General features: G+C 47.4%; 16 protein-coding genes and 1 other RNA gene. 1 reads left to right on the top strand and 16 read right to left on the bottom strand.

Annotated features, from left to right (window positions below):
- Window positions 1-433: 433 nt before the first annotated feature.
- The 14 genes from LCF57_RS11145 to rpoE all read right to left on the bottom strand — a co-directional run bounded on the left by LCF57_RS11145 (window position 434) and on the right by rpoE (window position 13,533).
- Complete coding sequence (locus LCF57_RS11145) at window positions 434-709, bottom strand: pro-sigmaK processing inhibitor BofA family protein (protein WP_226000743.1); 276 nt, start codon at window positions 707-709, stop codon at window positions 434-436.
- Window positions 706-1,017 (bottom strand): DUF2508 family protein, encoded by a 312-nt coding sequence (locus LCF57_RS11140; RefSeq protein WP_226000742.1) that lies wholly within the window; start codon window positions 1,015-1,017, stop codon window positions 706-708. The genes LCF57_RS11145 and LCF57_RS11140 overlap by 4 nt, the downstream gene beginning before the upstream one ends.
- A gap of 210 nt (window positions 1,018-1,227) precedes the next feature.
- Window positions 1,228-1,827 (bottom strand): recombination mediator RecR, encoded by a 600-nt coding sequence (recR, locus tag LCF57_RS11135; protein ID WP_226000741.1) that lies wholly within the window; start codon window positions 1,825-1,827, stop codon window positions 1,228-1,230.
- Between the two features lie 27 nt (window positions 1,828-1,854).
- Window positions 1,855-2,166 (bottom strand): YbaB/EbfC family nucleoid-associated protein, encoded by a 312-nt coding sequence (locus tag LCF57_RS11130; protein WP_068505666.1) that lies wholly within the window; start codon window positions 2,164-2,166, stop codon window positions 1,855-1,857.
- Between the two features lie 35 nt (window positions 2,167-2,201).
- Complete coding sequence (dnaX, locus tag LCF57_RS11125; RefSeq protein ID WP_226000740.1) at window positions 2,202-3,956, bottom strand: DNA polymerase III subunit gamma/tau; 1,755 nt, start codon at window positions 3,954-3,956, stop codon at window positions 2,202-2,204.
- Between the two features lie 157 nt (window positions 3,957-4,113).
- An RNA gene (ffs, locus tag LCF57_RS11120) (signal recognition particle sRNA large type) lies at window positions 4,114-4,380 on the bottom strand.
- A gap of 111 nt (window positions 4,381-4,491) precedes the next feature.
- Complete coding sequence (gene rpmE / locus LCF57_RS11115) at window positions 4,492-4,689, bottom strand: 50S ribosomal protein L31 (protein WP_226000739.1); 198 nt, start codon at window positions 4,687-4,689, stop codon at window positions 4,492-4,494.
- Between the two features lie 156 nt (window positions 4,690-4,845).
- The gene (locus LCF57_RS11110; RefSeq protein WP_226000738.1) at window positions 4,846-6,117 is read right to left on the bottom strand and encodes a radical SAM protein; all 1,272 of its coding nucleotides are present in this window, start codon (window positions 6,115-6,117) and stop codon (window positions 4,846-4,848) included.
- Between the two features lie 96 nt (window positions 6,118-6,213).
- Window positions 6,214-7,548: a transcription termination factor Rho gene (rho, locus tag LCF57_RS11105; RefSeq protein ID WP_226000737.1), complete on the bottom strand. Its 1,335-nt coding sequence runs from the start codon at window positions 7,546-7,548 to the stop codon at window positions 6,214-6,216.
- Window positions 7,549-7,809: 261 nt separating this feature from the next.
- Window positions 7,810-9,063, bottom strand: coding sequence for a UDP-N-acetylglucosamine 1-carboxyvinyltransferase (locus tag LCF57_RS11100; protein WP_025719753.1), 1,254 nt, complete (start codon window positions 9,061-9,063; stop codon window positions 7,810-7,812).
- 232 nt (window positions 9,064-9,295) lie between these two features.
- Entirely contained in the window at window positions 9,296-10,150 is an 855-nt protein-coding gene (gene fba / locus LCF57_RS11095; RefSeq protein ID WP_010346584.1) for a class II fructose-1,6-bisphosphate aldolase, read from the bottom strand.
- Between the two features lie 247 nt (window positions 10,151-10,397).
- On the bottom strand, window positions 10,398-10,766 hold the full coding sequence (locus LCF57_RS11090; RefSeq protein WP_010346583.1) for a response regulator: 369 nt from the start codon (window positions 10,764-10,766) through the stop codon (window positions 10,398-10,400).
- A 215-nt stretch (window positions 10,767-10,981) separates the two neighbouring features.
- Window positions 10,982-12,583, bottom strand: a complete 1,602-nt coding sequence (locus tag LCF57_RS11085; RefSeq protein WP_226000736.1) for a CTP synthase — start codon at window positions 12,581-12,583, stop codon at window positions 10,982-10,984.
- Between the two features lie 401 nt (window positions 12,584-12,984).
- Window positions 12,985-13,533, bottom strand: coding sequence for a DNA-directed RNA polymerase subunit delta (gene rpoE / locus LCF57_RS11080; RefSeq protein WP_226000735.1), 549 nt, complete (start codon window positions 13,531-13,533; stop codon window positions 12,985-12,987).
- Between the two features lie 404 nt (window positions 13,534-13,937).
- Here rpoE and LCF57_RS11075 point away from each other — a divergent pair, with 404 nt between their 5' ends.
- On the top strand, window positions 13,938-15,098 hold the full coding sequence (locus LCF57_RS11075; RefSeq protein ID WP_226000734.1) for a S8 family peptidase: 1,161 nt from the start codon (window positions 13,938-13,940) through the stop codon (window positions 15,096-15,098).
- A gap of 2 nt (window positions 15,099-15,100) precedes the next feature.
- Here LCF57_RS11075 and LCF57_RS11070 read toward each other — a convergent pair whose 3' ends face one another.
- The gene (locus tag LCF57_RS11070; RefSeq protein ID WP_226000733.1) at window positions 15,101-16,498 is read right to left on the bottom strand and encodes an MBL fold metallo-hydrolase; all 1,398 of its coding nucleotides are present in this window, start codon (window positions 16,496-16,498) and stop codon (window positions 15,101-15,103) included.
- Complete coding sequence (locus LCF57_RS11065; protein ID WP_226000732.1) at window positions 16,495-18,165, bottom strand: ABC transporter permease; 1,671 nt, start codon at window positions 18,163-18,165, stop codon at window positions 16,495-16,497. The genes LCF57_RS11070 and LCF57_RS11065 overlap by 4 nt, the downstream gene beginning before the upstream one ends.

Below are 18,165 nucleotides of genomic sequence, written 5' to 3'. Positions count from 1 at the left end.
GCGTTCGTCCTGAGCCAGGATCAAACTCTCCAATAAAGACCAACCGAGGTTGGTTATAGAAAGAGCGATTAGCTCATGTTGAAACTGACGAGATAAAAATATCTCTTTTTGCTCCAGTTCCGTCCAGCTTTAGAGCATGTCCGAAACCTTCGCCATTTACTCACTCGTTGTTCAGTTTTCAAAGATCAATCCTCGTGAATTCTTTTATCATCTTCACTTTGTCTCACCACCGCATCTCAGCGGCGACTTGATTAATATAACACATATTCGGGATTTAAGTCAACACTTTTTTTAAAAAGTTATTTTTAATTTTATTCAAGCGTTGTTCTCACAAAAAAATTCCCGGGCTTTAAGAGCCGAGAACTAATGTATCATATAATTGAATTTGCCGTCAACTATATTTTAAAAATATCACATTTCCATAAATAGGTTCTTATATGGCCTGTCCGAATAATATCATTTTCAGTCCCAATAGAAGCGCAATTCCAGGCAAGCCTAATATCGTTACCGTTCCCATTGTCACCGGATTAATCGGAATATACACCTGCGTGATCCACCCTGAATAATTGATAACATACAGCGCGATTGCCGCCAAAGCCATATGCGCCCCAAACACCGTTAGCCAACCGATACCCAGTTTTTTTTTGAAAATTAGATATGCCAGTACCACCATACAGGCAATCAGTACAAACCAGACCGCCCCTCTCATTCTGCTCTCCGTTTATGAACACGATCCGGATCATGAACATACCCCGGTTCATCTGCAGGTAGGTGGAAACGATGTAAACCCTGCTGTTTGGCACTTTTTAAGTGGATCTGATATTTACGCTCCGCAGCTTCCAGAACAAAAATGGCATAGTCGATCTCATCCTTACCGGTAGCTTCATGAAATAAACGATGCGCTCTTAACCATTCTGCATGTGAAGTTCTAATCTGGGCAAACAATTCCTGCCGATACTCCGCTTCTGATTTGTCGTGCTCTTGGCGACGAAAATTTTGCTTCATCCGTTCCCACATCCATTCATCCTCCTCACAAGCTGAATTGTGTTTACAGTCTGCAAGACTACCTTATTCATACTTATTGAACAGAGGACAAACTTAGAACCTGGAACGATCCTTAACTGACTTATCTTCACAAACAAAAAGGAGCCATGCGGCTCCCCAAGCGTGTTCAGAATGTCCATAGGACATTTAAGCACTCATATATATAACGTATAAATACACTTGTTAATTGAGCTCTCTACGGCCTTCAAGTGCTTTGGACAAGGTAACCTCATCGGCATACTCCAAATCTCCACCGACTGGCAATCCGTGAGCAATACGAGTAACCCTGATCTCAAAAGGACGCACCAGCCGCGAAATGTACATGGCCGTGGCCTCTCCTTCAATATTCGGATTCGTCGCCAAAATCAACTCCTTAACGCGTTCATCACTGAGCCTATTCAGTAATTCCTTGAGCTTAATATCCTCAGGACCAATTCCCTCCATAGGAGAGATTGCTCCGTGGAGCACATGGTAAAAACCATCAAACTCTTTGGTGCGCTCCATGGCAACCAAATCCTTAGAATCCTGAACAACACAAATGACGGAAGCATCCCTCGTCTTATCCTGACAGATCCGACAAGGGTCGGTGTCCGTAATATTGCCGCAGACTGAACAGAAATGAAGATTGCGCTTCACATTGACCAACGCTTTGGCAAAATCAATTACATCATCTTCCTTCATCTTCAGTACGTGAAAGGCCAACCGGGCAGCCGTTTTCGGCCCCACTCCCGGTAGGCGCGTAAAAGCATCAATTAGCTTTGCAATCGGCTCCGGATAATACAATAGCGTGTTTCTCCTTTTTGCGGCAGACTAGAACAAGCCCGGTATTTTCATACCGCCTGTAAATTTGCCCATATCATTGTTAGCCAATTCGTCTGCTTTGGACAAAGCATCATTGACCGCAGTCAGCACGAGATCTTGCAGCATTTCTACATCATCAGGATCTACAGCCTCCGGTTTGATCGTGATGGACAACACTTTTTTATGCCCATTTACCTCTACAGTCACAACACCGCCGCCGGAAGTACCTTCGATTACTTTTTCACCAAGCTCCTCTTGGGCTTTCAGCATTTGCTCCTGCATTTTTTTCACTTGCTTCATCATCTGGTTCATATTATTCATTTTAATCATCTCCTTTAATGAAGTATAACTTTGATTTAGTCTTTAATGACTACCAGATCTTCCCCGAAAAGCTGAATAGCTTCATCAATCCAGGGCTCTTTAGACTTTCCCGGCGTATCTTGCTCCGGCTCCAGTTGGAATTCTTCGGCAGGCTGGTCGGAAACTCCTTCAATCGCAGCATTCCAATCCTTTTGCATCATCGTCACCAGACGATAAGGATGACCCAGCTGTTCATGCAGAACCTTCTCAATAACCTGCTTATTCGCAGGCTTTTCGGTAGTCTCACGATGAATATTGTTCTTAAAGGCTACCAGCACGCTGTCCTCTAATACAGAAACCGGCTCACCGTCCATAAACCACGCATGAACCGTGACCTTTGCCTCTTTGACTCCTTGCAAAATCTGACTCCACTTACGCCCTGTCGCTGCAAATGCTTCGCTCGACTTCTCAGCGATATAACGATCCAGCTGAGGGGGGAGCTTGGCTGGAGTAGAAATTCGTGGAGCAGGGGTACGACCACCGGAGGCCTGGCGACCACCCGATGTTGCCTCCTGGCCCGCTCCAACGGCTACCCCACTTTGCAATGCACGTTCCAACTTCTTCTCCAGCTCAGCAAGCTGACGCTTCAACGCTGCTACGTCTCCCTGATCAGCAGCAACAGTGCCAGAGCGCTGTGCTGTCGACTGAGCAACAGCTCCCACTTCCCCCGGAATGCTGCACAGTTTCAAGAGAGCCACCTCAAACAAAGTTTGTGGCTGAACAGCATATTTCATCTCACTCTGATAACGGTTAAGAGTGTCGATCATCCCAAAGAGTTGCTCCTTGGTAAAAGCATCTGCTACTTCCTTGAACTGCTCCGGGTCCAACACTCGCTCTGTCATTTTAGTCGCCTGCGGCACCATCTTGATCATAAGCAGATCCCGGAAATAGTACAAGAGATTCTCCATGCACTTATCCGCGCTTTTGCCTTCCTGCATAAAGTTCTCAATCATTTGGAGCACTGTACCTACGTCTTCTTTCAGCAGCGCCAAGGCAAGCTTACCGAATTGCTCGGACGCAATACCTCCTGTCATATCCAGTACCTGCTGATAGGTAACCCGACCGTCTGTAAATGAGGCTATCTGGTCCAAAACGCTGACCGCATCCCGCATTCCACCATCCGAAAGACGCGCAATGTACTGCAGTGCATCTGTATCAGCCTGAATATTCTCCTGCCGACATATAAGGTCAAGCCGTTCTGTCTGCTCTTCCAGCGATATCCGCCGGAAGTCAAAACGCTGGCAGCGCGAAATAATCGTCGCCGGGATTCGATGTGGTTCAGTCGTCGCCAATATGAACATAACATGTGGCGGCGGCTCTTCCAGCGTCTTCAGCAGCGCATTGAACGCTTCCGTCGTCAGCATGTGCACCTCATCAATGATATAAACCTTGTGCCGCACTTCTGTCGGCGCATATTTGACTTTATCGCGCAAATCACGAATCTCTTCAACGCCCCGGTTGGAGGCTGCATCAATTTCCTGTACATCCATAACTGCCCCGGCCGTGATCCGTTTACAGGCTTCGCATTCGTTGCAAGGTTCCGGCGCAGGTCCATGCTCGCAATTGATTGCCTTGGCCAAAACTTTGGCCGCACTTGTCTTACCCGTTCCTCGCGGACCACTGAACAGGTAAGCATGGGACGTGCGATTTTCACGAATGGCGTTCTGCAATGTCTGGATAATATGCTGTTGTCCTACCATGTCTTTGAAAGCCTGAGGCCGCCAAGCACGGTACAACGCTATATGTTCCAATGCGCGTTACCCTCTTTCCCATTCACTTTCATGACCATTCACAGTCACTTCATTATACTATACTCCCGTCCGAATCTAAACCAGACACCTTCCAATTTATAAACACAAAAAAACATCTTCGCATTGACTGCCAAGATGTTCTGATTCCTGATATAAACCGTGCACCTGTTATTGATCGTTGTGATCCGAGCGGCAACCCTGAACAACAACTCGGGCTAGGCAACCCTCCGGCACAAGAGTGGGCTTGCTTATGGCTGCTTCCTTCCGGACCTGACCAGGTTCACAAGTACTCATTGCGGAGGACCCAACCGTCAACATTGTGCGCAGGGACCAGCCTCACATCAACAACACCTCTAACAGGAATTCAACCTCGCTATAGCGGATTGCGAGTTACAGGGCACCGCTACCTCCCCATCTAGCACGGTGAAAATAAGTATATCTCATGGCTGTACAAAAAGCAAATAGCAAATACCGACAAAAAGAGCCTTCTGCAATTGCAGAAGGCTCTAAAAACTTTATAACTTGTGGTAACTCATTAGATACCGTATTTCTTTTTGAAACGATCCACGCGTCCACCAGCATCAATAAACTTCTGCTTACCTGTGAAGAACGGGTGGCAAGCGGAGCAAATCTCCACACGCAAAGATTCTTTCACAGAACCAGTTTCAAACGAATTCCCGCAAGCGCAAGTAACATTAGTTACGTTAAATTTCGGTTGAATAGCTTGTTGCATTAACTTTCACCTCTTTCCGCCCTGAACGTCCTATCAGTCCAGAGTTGTATGAACACATGTTCACATTATAGCACTTGAATATAAGTGTTTCAACACCTGTTTTGCACATCCAAAACTGGCGTAAAACAGGTACATTTCAGACTGCTATCGACCATTTTAAGCTCTGGCAAATTTGGGACGTGCCTGCCCTGGTGGGGGTACATGAGTATAGGACCCGATAACGACATCAGGCAGCTCTTCCCGGTAAATCTCAAGCATTTGCTTCATGCCAAGTATGTCTCCTTGAGCAGGTGGAATCAGCTCCAAATAGCTTTCTGGATCAATATTCAAATTACGCATCTGAATCAGCTTGAGCTTAGTACGCTTGGCGAACTCAATCATCGCCTCGATTTCTTCCTCACGATCAGTCACACCAGGGAAGATCAGATAGTTAATCGACGTATATACACCCTGCTCAGAGGCATATCGAAGTGATTTCTCTACATTGGCTAACGTATAGCCTCTCGGCTTGTAATAAGCATTGTAATGATCGTCCAGTGCACTAATTGTGCTGACCCGCATCAGATCAAGACCTGCATCTACGATCCCCCGGATATGATCGTTCAAGCCCGCATTGGTGTTGATATTGATATATCCCATATCCGTAACGGAGCGTACTTCCTTGATCGCATCAATAATCAGCTTGGCTTGAGTGGAAGGCTCGCCTTCGCAACCTTGCCCAAAACTGATAATGGATTCCGGTGTTTTCAGGTGTTCCAGCATGACCTCTACAATTTCTTCAACACGGGGGCGGAAATTCATTCTTGTCTGCGGAGATACAAAGCCGCTGTCATCCGGCTGTTCAGATATACAGCCGAAGCAACCGGCATTACAAGAATAAGATACCGGAACCCCTCCCTCCCAGCGATTCAGGAATGTGTTCGAGGAAGTAAGACATTCGTAGCCTAACGCACAGTTGGACAAATGTTGGTACAGTCGGTTTTCCGGATATTGCTCCGTCATCCGCTGAACCCCCAGCTTGACCTGATGACGGTCACAGTTTTCCGGATTCCATTTGGATGGACTGTCGCTCTGCTCTGCGGTTACATAAAACGCCCCATCTTTCCAGACCACGGCAGAATAACCGAACAAGGGGAGCTTATATTCTTTATCGGTTTTCACATACCCCGGTAGACACAAGCGTGTAAAACCTTGCGGCAATAAGGCCCCTACTGCCTGCATGTCTCCAGGTAGAGAAACCATTTCCCCAGTTTCAGGGTTCATACCGACCGGGCGGGTGTTGGGCAAACCTACCAGCGTAGCTCCTTCCGGTAGCGGAATAAGCTCATCCTCCATGATCTCAACAATCATGTCTGCACTGCGGGCAAGCCCATACAAAGAAGCATGATCATATACATTGCCTTTTTCGTCGGCATACACCAAATACATTATGGAACTCCTTTCGCTCCGTCAAGCTAACACCATTAACAGAATGAATCGTAACGGCCGCGGTCTTGCGGAACAGATAAAATACATGGATAGGGTTTAGTTGGTCGATGCCGGGACCGACGTTGCGGTAGAACGCGTGGTTCTCCGTTGTTGACCGCCTGAGCTGCTAGGCGATCCACCAGAAGGTGTCGTCAAATCAAACGAAGCCAAAAATTCGGCGTTATTTTTGCTGTTGCGTAGTTTTTTGAGGAAGCCTTCCACAAAATCATGACTTTCTGTCATATTTTTACGAATAGCCCAAATGGTATCCAGTTCTTCCTTGCTCAACAGTACTTCCTCGCGACGTGTGCCGGAACGGCGAATATCAATCGCAGGGAAGATACGACGTTCTGCCAGTTTGCGATCCAAATGAAGCTCCATATTGCCTGTACCTTTGAACTCTTCATAGATGATATCATCCATGCGCGATCCTGTATCAATCAACGCTGTAGCAAGGATTGTCAGACTGCCGCCTTCCTCCACGTTCCGCGCCGCACCAAAAAAGCGCTTCGGACGATGAAATGCCGCCGGATCAATACCCCCACTCAAAGTACGACCGGATGGAGGAATAACCAGATTGTACGCACGAGCCAAACGTGTAATGCTGTCCAGCAGGATTACAACATCCTTTTTATGCTCCACAAGACGCAACGCACGCTCCAATACCAGTTCTGCCACTTTGATATGATTTTCAGGAAGTTCATCAAATGTAGAAGCCACAACTTCACCTTTAACAGAACGCTGCATATCGGTCACTTCTTCGGGGCGTTCATCAATCAACAAGACAAAAAGCTCAATCTCGGGATTGTTGGTAGAAATGCTATTGGCAATTTCTTTGAGGAGAAGCGTCTTCCCAGCTTTCGGAGGTGCTACAATGAGTCCGCGCTGTCCAAGTCCGACAGGGGCCAGTACATCCATAATTCTCGTAGACAAATGGTTGGGGGAAGTTTCAAGGACTAATTTGGTTTGCGGATACAGTGGAGTCAGTGCAGGAAAATGTAGCCGCTCAGCAGCTTGCTCAGGACTTCTTCCATTGACTGCGTTAACTTGAAGCAATCCAAAATATCGTTCATTTTCTTTTGGCGTTCGGCATTTACCCGATACAAGATCGCCTGTTCTTAAATCAAACTTGCGGATTTGTGAAGCAGAGATGTAAATATCTTCGGTACTCGGGAGATAATTGATTGGCCTCAGAAAGCCATAACCTTCAGGGAGTATTTCCAGAACCCCCTGCATAAACATCAATCCGCTCTTCTCAGCTTGCGCACGCAGGATGGCAAAAATTAATTCTTTCTTCTTGAGCGTTCCGTAGTACGGGATCTGGTATTGCTTGGCCAGCTTGTACAGGTCGGTCAGCTTCATTTCTTCCAGATCGGAAATTTGCAGATCCATATAATAACCACCTATTCAATTATTAAGTCCATTCATACATTTAAATGATAGACAATGATATCATAAACACCATTAACATAATTTTAACCAAAACAAATAAAGTTATGCAGCCGTCTGCCTGGATTATACCGAATTATTCCGGTTTTCCGATAAAAGATTGTTAGGTATGAACTACAATCTTGTATCAAGCAGCGGCTGCATAGAGCCTTACCCATTCTATTGTTCATCCGTTCAGGGAGTTCAAATGGTGTATGGTTTAAATTATTCTGTCTGTCGCCATACGTCCGCGCCCAAATGACGCAGATTGGAGACAAGGTGATCATAACCACGGTCAATATATTCGACACCTGTCACCTCGGTTACACCTTCACTCACCGTAAGTCCAGCGATGACAAGTGCTGCTCCAGCTCGCAGATCAGCCGCTTTGACTTTCGCCGCATTCAAACGGCCGCCCTCAATGATGGCTGAGCGACCCTCTACGCGGATCTTAGCCCCCATTCGAACCAGCTCAGGGACGTGCTTAAAACGATTGCTGTACACGAAATCACTCAATACACTAACACCCTGCGCCTGGGTAAGCAAGCTGGTCATAGGAGATTGCAAATCCGTGGCGAATCCGGGGTAAACTAAGGCTTTAACGTCGACATGTTCATAACGAGACGCACCGAGTACACGAATACTTTCGTCATATTCCTCGATGCCAATACCCATCTCCTGCATTTTTGCAGTAAGGGCCTCCATATGCTTGGGAATTACGTTGTCGATCAATACATTGCCGCGGGTAGCCGCAGCAGCAATCATATATGTCCCCGCTTGTATGCGGTCAGGTATGATGGAGTGACGACAGCCATGTAGCTCAGATACGCCTTCAATACGGATCGTTTCCGTTCCGGCGCCCTTAATAATGGCCCCCATGGAGTTTAACAGAGTTGCTACATCTATAATCTCAGGCTCTTTAGCCGCATTTTCAATAATTGTGGCGCCTTTGGCACGTGCGGCCGCCAGCATGATGTTAATCGTAGCTCCTACGCTGCTGACATCCAAATAAATTTTGTTACCACGCAGCTCTTTGGCATGCAAATGAATAGCACCGTGCTCGTTTGTCACCGTAGCACCCAGCGCTTCAAAACCCTTAATATGCTGATCAATGGGCCGGGGTTCAAAATTACACCCTCCTGGCAAACCGATAATCGCTTCCTTGAATCTGCCCAGCATGGCTCCCATCATATAGTAGGAAGCTCGTAATTTCTTAACCGGTCCATTCGGCATGGGAATGGATTTAATAGAGGATGGATCAATTTTCATCTGGCTACCTTCCCAGGCAACCGTTGCACCAAGTTCCTCTAATATTTCGGAATACACCGCCACATCACTCAACAGCGGCAAATTGTCCAAAATGACTTCCGACTCTGCCAGAATGGCGGCGGGAATCAAGGCGATGGCACTGTTTTTGGCACCGCTGATGGAAACTGTACCTTGAAGCGGCCGTCCACCGGTGATCATCAATTTTTCCATAAGCTTGAGGGTCCCCCTACGTGTTTTGCAGTCGGTCAAACCATAAACTAAAACAACGAAATTTCAACTTTTTAGTGGTGAAAATGGAAAGACACCGGCTAAGCGGTGTGCTTTCCATACCAAACTATTCAACTATACAAAATTAATATTTTGTGCAGCAGAATTACATCTACAACCAAAAAATGGATCTAGTCCATGCAGCAGTATGACCAGTTCACTAGTTTACTCGTTATTACGCTTTGTTGTTGGAACCGAACTCACGAATTTTACCGATAACCGTTTGTTTGATCGCTTCACGACCTGGAGCGATGAATGTACGTGGATCGTAAGCATCTGGTTTCGCAGCAAGCACTTCACGAACCACTTTCGCAAATGCGATTTGGTTTTCAGTGTTTACGTTGATTTTGGAAGTACCCAGGGAAATGGATTTTTTAATGTCATGTGTAGGGATACCTGTTCCGCCATGAAGAACGAGCGGCAGTTTCACAGCATTGCGAATTTCTTCCATTTCTTTGAAGCCCAGGTTTGGCTCGCCTTTGTAAGGTCCATGAACGGAACCCAGTGCAGGAGCCAGTGTATCGATACCTGTTTCGTTAACGATACGTACACAATCGTCCAGCTTAGCGTACATTACGTCACCTACAACATCATCCTCTTGACCGCCAACCATTCCAACTTCAGCTTCAACGGAAACGCCTTTGGAATGTGCATATTCAACAACTTTTTTCGTTGTTTCGATATTTTTTTCGATTGGGCTATGGGAATCGTCAATCATAACAGATGTGAAACCAGCATCGATTGCTTCTTTACATTTTTCAAAGCTGGAACCATGGTCCAAGTGAATTGCAACTGGAACCGTAATTTTCATGTCATGAATAAGTCCTTCAACCATTTTAACAACAGTGTAAAATCCGCCCATGTGACGAGCTGCGCCTTCAGAAACGCCCAGGATTACAGGGGATTTTTCTTCTTCAGCAGCGCCCAAAATAGCTTGAGTCCACTCGAGGTTATTAATGTTGTATTGACCTACTGCATATTTTCCTTCGAGTGCTTTGTTCAACATGTCTTTCATAGATACCAATGGCATGGTTACAGTCCTCCTAAAGGTGTTTGGGTTTGTCTATCTTTTTAGCCGACATCACATACGGGCTTATTATACCACAACCCATGTTAAATACTAAACAAGCTTTTGCATATCAACACATACAAAAATCACGCTCAGGACGCCGTTTTATCATAGAATTGTATAAGGAGAGGATTTACTTTCAGTATTTCCCATAAACACAAACAAAAAACCCTGTTTGCTAACAGAGTTCTCAACCAAAGTGAATGATCTAGTCACCCCTGAGTTGTTTGTTCACAGCAATTCGCATTTCGTCAATATCAAAAGGCTTGGTAAAATGCATAAGCGCACCTAGCTCCGTCGCCTCTTTAATCATGTCCAGTTCACCATACGCTGTCATCATAATAACCTTGATATCAGGGTTCATGGCTTTTAAATGCTTCAAAATTTCGAGTCCGTCCATACCCGGAATTTTCATATCCAGCAGCACCAGATCCGGCGGTTCCTTTTCAACAATTTCAAGTGCAATTTTTCCGTTCGCTGCTTGAAAGGTCTCATAACCCTCACTTCCGAACACTTCCATCAATAAAATTCGTATTCCATTCTGGTCATCGACGATTAATACTTTTTTCTTTTCCAATGTTTTAACCTCCTAAGATCTTAAAACGAGGATCATGCAGCTATTGCCATAACAGCGTCCGATGACGTACAATATCCGTCCCATACCTAAAACTATATTCGATCCTGCAAAAAGAAAATCCTTCTCTTATACATAATTGTGGAATATTCTTTCATAATCAGGAATCAGGGGTAAAAAAAAAGACCTCCCGAGGAGGTCTTTTAAGCGTCGTTGTATTAACCTTGAAGCTGCAATGCTGCTTTTACAAATTCACGGAACAAAGGTTGTGGACGGTTTGGACGGGAAGTAAATTCCGGATGGAATTGTACTGCCAGGAACCATGGATGCTCTGGAAGCTCAACAATTTCCACCAAACGTCCGTCCGGTGAAGTACCAGAAATACGAAGACCTGCTTTTTCAATCACTTCACGATATTCATTATTGAATTCGTACCGGTGACGGTGTCTTTCGTATACCAGCTCGTCGTTGTAGCAAGCCGCAGCAAGGGAACCTTCCACCAGTTTGCACGGATACAAGCCAAGACGCATCGTACCGCCCAAATCTTCGATGTCTTTTTGGTCAGGAAGCAGATCGATAACAGGGTAATCGGTAGCCGGGTTGATTTCCGAGCTGTTGGCTCCTTCAAGACCAGCCAGGGAACGGGCAACCTCAATAACAGATACCTGCATACCCAAACAAATGCCGAAGAATGGAATGTTGTTCTCACGCGCATAACGGATCGTGCTGATTTTACCTTCAATCCCGCGATCGCCGAAGCCACCCGGTACGAGAATACCGCCAATGCCGCCCAGCATGTCCGCTACGTTCTCGTCTGTCACTTCTTCAGCATTCACCCAGCGGATTTTCACGTCCGCATTGGCATCAAATCCGGCATGGGAAAGTGACTCAACCACGCTTAAATACGCATCATGCAATGCGACATATTTACCAACAATGGCAATCTCGACCGTTTTATCCAACTTGCTGATTCGATCAACCAACCCTTCCCACTCCGTCATATCCGGTGCAGGGGTTGTCAGCTTCAGGTGGTTAACGACGATTTCGTCCAAGCCTTCTTCACGCAGGTTCAACGGAACCTCGTAGAGAGTCGAAGCATCGCGACATTCTACCACAGCGTTCGCGTCAATATCGCAGAACAGCGCAATTTTGGCCTTCATATCGGAGGACAGTTCATGCTCTGTACGGCAAACTATGACATTTGGCTGAATGCCGATGCTGCGCAGTTCTTTTACACTGTGCTGAGTTGGTTTGGTTTTAACCTCACCAGCAGCTTTGATATAAGGAATAAGCGTTACGTGAATGTACATTACATTCTCACGCCCAACTTCGCTTTTGAGCTGACGAATAGCCTCCAAAAATGGCAAGCTTTCAATATCGCCTACTGTACCGCCAATTTCTGTAATAATGACGTCCGAACCCGCTTCGCGGCCTGCGCGGTACACACGCTCCTTGATTTCGTTCGTAATGTGAGGGATAACCTGTACTGTACCGCCCAAATATTCTCCGCGACGCTCTTTGCTGATTACGCTGGAATATACCTTGCCTGTTGTGACATTGCTGTTCTTGGACAGATTAATATCAATAAAGCGTTCATAGTGTCCCAGGTCAAGATCCGTTTCCGCACCATCATCCGTTACGAACACTTCACCGTGCTGGTAAGGACTCATGGTGCCCGGATCGACATTCAGGTAAGGATCGAATTTTTGGATCGTTACCTTTAGTCCCCTGTTCTTCAAAAGCCTCCCCAGTGAAGCTGCCGTAATCCCTTTGCCCAAAGAAGACACAACCCCGCCTGTCACAAAAATATACTTTGTCACTGTTCAAAACCCTCCTAGATAAAATGCAAAATTCAGGCGACATTATGATGTTATCGTAACCCGTTTACACGGGTTATCATCCATGAAGAAGGCAGCGGATTTATTTTCCACGCCGCCGCCCTAAGCCCTCTTTCATGAGTGAAAACACCCCTATAAAAAACAAAAAAGCACTCCCGTAGTACGGGGCACTTTTATACAAAAAAGCAAACATATAAGTGAATCAATCATAAGCCCAAGCAATAGTTTACCCCGTGTCCAATCCCCTGTCAAGGAAGTTATCTGTGTTAATTTACCCATTGCACGAGATTGGAATGAATCCACCTGAAAGCTTCAAATCGGGAGGGGTTTCAAGAAAACGGTCATGAAAAAAGGGAGAGCATATCTCCCCTTACAGTCTGTTCCTAGCGAAGCGAGTCGTCGTCATCATCCAACGAATCCTCGTCATTTTCTTCTTCTGTATCGTCCTCATCACTGAGGTCTTCGTCGTCTATGACTACGTCTTCATCACTATCGTCATCTTCACCGTCGAACAGCTCATCTTCGCCGTCCTCGTCTTCACTATCTGCATCGAAGTCATCATCAGAGTTGTAGGTTTCCTCTTCCTCATGATAGTCGTCTTCGTCGTCATCGTCTTCGTCGTTAATAATACGAGGGCGCTTGGCGCCTGTCAGGGCATCTTCGGATTTATCCACCGGATACCAACGTTTCAAGCCCCACAGATTCGTACCGACACAGGCAAAACGCCCGTCAATGTTGATTTCAGTATATAGCTGAGCAATAACGTCATTAATTTCTTCATCGGACAAGCCACGCAATTTGGCGACTTCACTCATCAGGTCACGGTAATAATATGGAGTATTGGCCGCTTTCAAAACCATAAATGCCAAATCCACCATCGGGGTCTCGTGGACTTTCTCCGGGTCAATCTTTAAGTTGAGTGGGGTACTCACCTAGGGACACTTCCTCTCACACGTAATTCACAAGAACATGTTTCAGAGCATACACGATACATGCAATACTAACATATCCATTATCAAAACTAAGTAAAACCTATTTGGAAGCAAATTGCAAGTTAAACATGGGTATCGACACAAATTCCAGAAATATCCCTTGGACAAGACGGCACAAGTAAAAAGACGGGGTCCCCCCCGTCTTCGACTGTACCCACTCCGGGAGCTTTCCCCCAAAGTTGTTGCACAAGAGCTTATGCCCTCCATGTATCGTATGTGTCCTCCATCACTTTGACACGACAAGCAGGCCTATTTCCATAAAAAAGGGGCAGGTTTCCCATGCAGGCGCTGACGCTTGCTCATACAATACCTCAGCATGGCTCATCGGAGGGGGACCGTCTCAAATGGACTATCCTGGTTTTTTGCAGCGTTTGCATGAGGGTATTTCGGAGCCGTCCGGCAGTGGACGGCACAAACAGATCATTACGTTCGATAAGCCTCATCAATACCGGGAATGCCTGTCCTATCTCAGAAAGCTGAAACCTGAGCTCGCGGGATTACGACAAGTGCAACCGGCCCGACTGATCCGCGCTCTAATCGCCCCCCTTCCAGGGGGAGACAGGCTGGGCAAATATCACAACGGTGTTACCGTTGAAGAAGATATGCGCATGAAGATTCACGCAGAAACAGCCCATATACCGAAAGCAGAGAGAAGCCTTCCCATGCCTTGGGGAGTCAAGCAGGTCCGTGCGTACAAGGCTTGGCCTTCCTCTACAGGCAATCGGGTCAGAATCGGAGTGATCGACACAGGAGCCGATTTTCAACATCCTGATCTTCGTTATTCTCTTGCCAGAGGTATTAATTTGCTTAATCGGACGATGTTACCCTATGACGATAACGGTCACGGAACTCATATTGCCGGCACTATCGCTGCATCCAACTATGATGAGGGTATGGTCGGCGTAGCGCCGAGGGCTTTGATTCATCCTGTAAAAGCGTTTGACCATAACGGAGCCGCCTACGTCTCCGACATTATTCTCGGTATCGACTGGTGTGTGTTAAATCGTGTCGATATCATCAATATGAGCTTTGGCATGAAGTCACGCAGCAAGGCACTGCTTGATATGGTGAATAAAGCCTATCATAACGGGATCGTGATCGTAGCTTCTTCGGGCAATGAGGGCAAGCGCCGAGCTATTGACTACCCGGCTCGCTATTCCCAGACCATCTCGGTCGGAGCTACCGACAAATACAGACGCATCGCACCTTTCAGCAATCGGGGACAATTTGTAGACGTATATGCACCGGGCGAGAAAATCATATCCTCCTGGATACACGGCAGGCATCACGAAATGAGCGGCACCTCTATGGCTACTTCTCACGTGACCGGCAGCATCGCGCTTCTCCTTTCACTGAGGCCAGAACTGGAGCCGGCAGAAATCAAGGCACTCCTCAAGCGTACCGCCACCCCCCTACGCCTTCGTAAAAGCACTGGACGCAGCACTATCTCCACCAAGCTTGGCGAAGTGGACGCCTTCCGATTAATGCAGGAAGGTACGAAGTAAAGCTAAACCTTTAACGTTGCGCCCGGCTCCAGAGAGTAAATAGCTTTTACAGACCCTTCACGTCCGATCCAACCTTCTTTTATCAGTTCATCACATACAAGATCGGTCTGCGACTTCGGCGCATGAACGAGCACAACCCGCTTGCTGGGCAATCGTTCCAGCATGTGCCTCACATCCGCCACTCCTTGATGCACCTTGTAAATTACATGCCGAACGACGCAGCGTTCCTTTTGATCCGTTTTCTGATTCGTGCAATCCAGTAGATGTTTGCCGAAGGACCCCCTTGAAGCGTGTCCAGTCAAAATAACTCCATTATTGTTGATTTTTCCACTGTCTGTATCACCACCCAAACTCAGGTGATCAGACAGATACTGATAGTACCAGCGTGCGCGTGGTGAGTCCATCATGCCGTCTCCTGTTACGATAATAGCCGCAGTGTGCTGTTCCAGTAACCTCATTCGTTCCGCATGATTACGGGGCACAAACACGCTGTCATCACTCAGCACCTGTTTTATTCGCGCAGGAGCTTCCGGACGCAGCCATTCTCTCCAGCCGCTTAAACGCTGCAACCCCTGCCATATGTCCTGCTCTACAATTAGGGTCTGTCCGGGGAACTGCTCCCTGGCCCAAACGATCAGCTCCTGTCCCCGGCCAAAGGCAGGCACAGGCAGTAGCACATGACCCCTAGATGCTAAAATCTGCTCCAGCTCGGCCCGCAGCCGTTCCAGCTTCACAGCCTGCGGGTCCTTATCCATGCCATAGGCATTATCCATTATGGCGATATCCGCCAGATTGATATCCGGCATCATTCCAAGATTGTCACGTACACTTTTCCCCACGCCCATGCTTGGCGTATCCGCTGCGAGCAGCTCAGATTCTCGGCTGTAATCGCCCGAAAAGAACAATCGCTTTCCTTCCAGTTCTACTCCAAACCACACTGCACCAGCCAGATGCCCGCTGCGCCCCCATATGATTTGTACACCCGGACAAATCTCCCGCCATACACCTGACGACGCTTCATCCTCCAGATAACGGTATGTAATAGCTTTAATATCCTGCTCATCGTAGGGTAGTTGCCCACCTCTCGATGCTACATAAGAGTGCCAGGAGCAAAAATAGGAACCCAACTGCTCTGCGGTAGCTTTGGTCGTCCAGACCTCTCCCCGGTATCCATACTTATAAAGTAAGGGGAGAGCCATCGAGTGATCTTCATGCGCATGGGACAGCAATACAGCGGATATTCCCTGCGCCTCCTGAGGCGGGAATACAGGGTATTGTCCGATTCCTTCCTTTTTCACACCACAATCCAGCATAATACGGTGCTGCTCTCCTTCAAAAACATAGCAGGAGCGGCCATGTTCGCCCGCTCCGCCCCAAATTCGAAGCTTGGTCATCATCATTTCCACTTTCTCTGCGAGTTTAGGCTCTCCATCACCATCAGCAGCAGGGTAGTCAGTCCAACCGATATGACTGCCATCGCCATACCGAGTGACACCTGTCCCTGTTCAAACTGGGCAAAGATGTAGGTGGCAGACGTCTGAACGGATGGCGGCAGAATCAGTAATGAACCCACCAGTTCGCGCGAGGCGATGGTGAAGGTCATCATCCAGCCCGCCAGCATCCCCGGCAAAATCAGCGGCAACACAATCCGGCGGAATACGTAAAACGGACGTCCACCAAACACCTGACCTGCCTGAAAAAGAGCTGTATCCACCTGCGTAAAGGCGCTTTTGACATATTGGACAGTATAAGGTACAAACAAGATCACATACGTCAGAATAACCATGCCGTAAGTGTTGTACAACGGAATGGGCATCCATGGCGAGTTCCACCATAAAATAAGTCCGACGACCATCACAATCCCCGGAACTGTGTTCGGCAGCAGGCTAAAGGCATCCACCGTCCGCTGAAGCACGGAACGTGACTGACCCACGACTAGCGCAAACCATGTGCCCAGCAGGGCGGCAATCGTCGACGCGCCCAAAGACAGAAATACGCTATTCAGCAACGCCTCCATACTCTCCGAGCCCCAGGACAGCAACTCCCTGTAATAATCGAGCGTAAAGTTATTCCAGGCCAGTCCGATTCCCCGTAACTTCATGGTAGAAGCAGCAATAATAGAGAAATAAGGGATGCCAATAGACACAATAAGCAATAATAGAATAAATGTAGTACTTAGCCCTGTCGTCCAACTGGATACACGAAGACGGGAAGGACGAGAACCCTTGCCCCCAACCAGTCTATACGTGTATTTGCGGTTGATTACCGATTGCACGTACCAGACCAGCAGACAGGCCGTTAATAGCACCGAAGCCAGTGAAGTCGCCTTGCCGAAGTCAATCGGCCAGCTGGAAATATATTTGTGAATTTCCGATGTCATGACCTCATATCCGATACGCCGTCCAAAGGTGGCGGGGGTGCCAAACTCCGCAATCGTTTTGACGAAAATAAGCAACGCACCCATTCCGTAAGCCGATAGCAGCAGGGGTAAAGTGATCCGGCGGAACCTGTACCAAAAACCACCGCCCATCACAGCGCCCGCTTCTTCCAGGCTACCGCCAATTCTCACCAGCGCACCGCGCAGCAGCAGGTACAAGAACGGAAACAGATGCAGACTCATGATCATCACCATGCCGCCAAAGCTGAAAAAAAACGGCGTTAAAACATGAAGCTCAGGAAGCAGCTGCACCAGATACCCGTTTTTTTGCATAAACAAAATCCAGCCCATGGCCCCGATATAGGGCGGAGTCATAAACGGAATCAGCAGCACCACATCCAACCAGCGCCACCTTGCAAGACGAGTGTTGGACATGATCCACGCCAATGGAAGTGCAAGTACAGTCGTTCCGGCAATAACACAGATACCCAGCCAAATGGAGTTGAATAGAACACTCGCAAATCGGGATTCAGCCAGCGTCCGAAAAGGTGCCGCCCATTGAAATGCCCCGTCCACATACACACTTTGAATAAAAATTTGTAGCAACGGCATGACGATCAGGAAAGCAAGCGCGATCAGAGCAAGCATCAGAGCCCATGCTCTGATCTGTTTGACAGATAAGGCTCCCAT

The organism is Paenibacillus sp. BJ-4 (assembly GCF_020404765.1).
Taxonomy (GTDB): Bacteria; Bacillota; Bacilli; order Paenibacillales; family Paenibacillaceae; genus Paenibacillus.
The sequence above is the reverse complement of the archived record's forward strand: the minus strand, read 5'-3'. Positions and strand labels throughout refer to the sequence as shown.

Coding starts and splice junctions, on each gene's coding strand:
- LCF57_RS11145 (WP_226000743.1), bottom strand. CDS start 709: ATGAGAGGGGCGGTCTGGTTTGTACTGATTGCCTGTATGGTGGTACTG.
- LCF57_RS11140 (WP_226000742.1), bottom strand. CDS start 1,017: ATGTGGGAACGGATGAAGCAAAATTTTCGTCGCCAAGAGCACGACAAA.
- LCF57_RS11130 (WP_068505666.1), bottom strand. CDS start 2,166: ATGAATAATATGAACCAGATGATGAAGCAAGTGAAAAAAATGCAGGAG.
- rpmE (WP_226000739.1), bottom strand. CDS start 4,689: ATGCAACAAGCTATTCAACCGAAATTTAACGTAACTAATGTTACTTGC.
- LCF57_RS11110 (WP_226000738.1), bottom strand. CDS start 6,117: ATGTATTTGGTGTATGCCGACGAAAAAGGCAATGTATATGATCATGCT.
- rho (WP_226000737.1), bottom strand. CDS start 7,548: ATGGATCTGCAAATTTCCGATCTGGAAGAAATGAAGCTGACCGACCTG.
- LCF57_RS11100 (WP_025719753.1), bottom strand. CDS start 9,063: ATGGAAAAATTGATGATCACCGGTGGACGGCCGCTTCAAGGTACAGTT.
- fba (WP_010346584.1), bottom strand. CDS start 10,150: ATGCCATTGGTATCTATGAAAGACATGTTGAACAAAGCACTCGAAGGA.
- LCF57_RS11075 (WP_226000734.1), top strand. CDS start 13,938: ATGGACTATCCTGGTTTTTTGCAGCGTTTGCATGAGGGTATTTCGGAG.
- LCF57_RS11070 (WP_226000733.1), bottom strand. CDS start 16,498: ATGATGATGACCAAGCTTCGAATTTGGGGCGGAGCGGGCGAACATGGC.
- LCF57_RS11065 (WP_226000732.1), bottom strand. CDS start 18,165: ATGGGAGCCTTATCTGTCAAACAGATCAGAGCATGGGCTCTGATGCTT.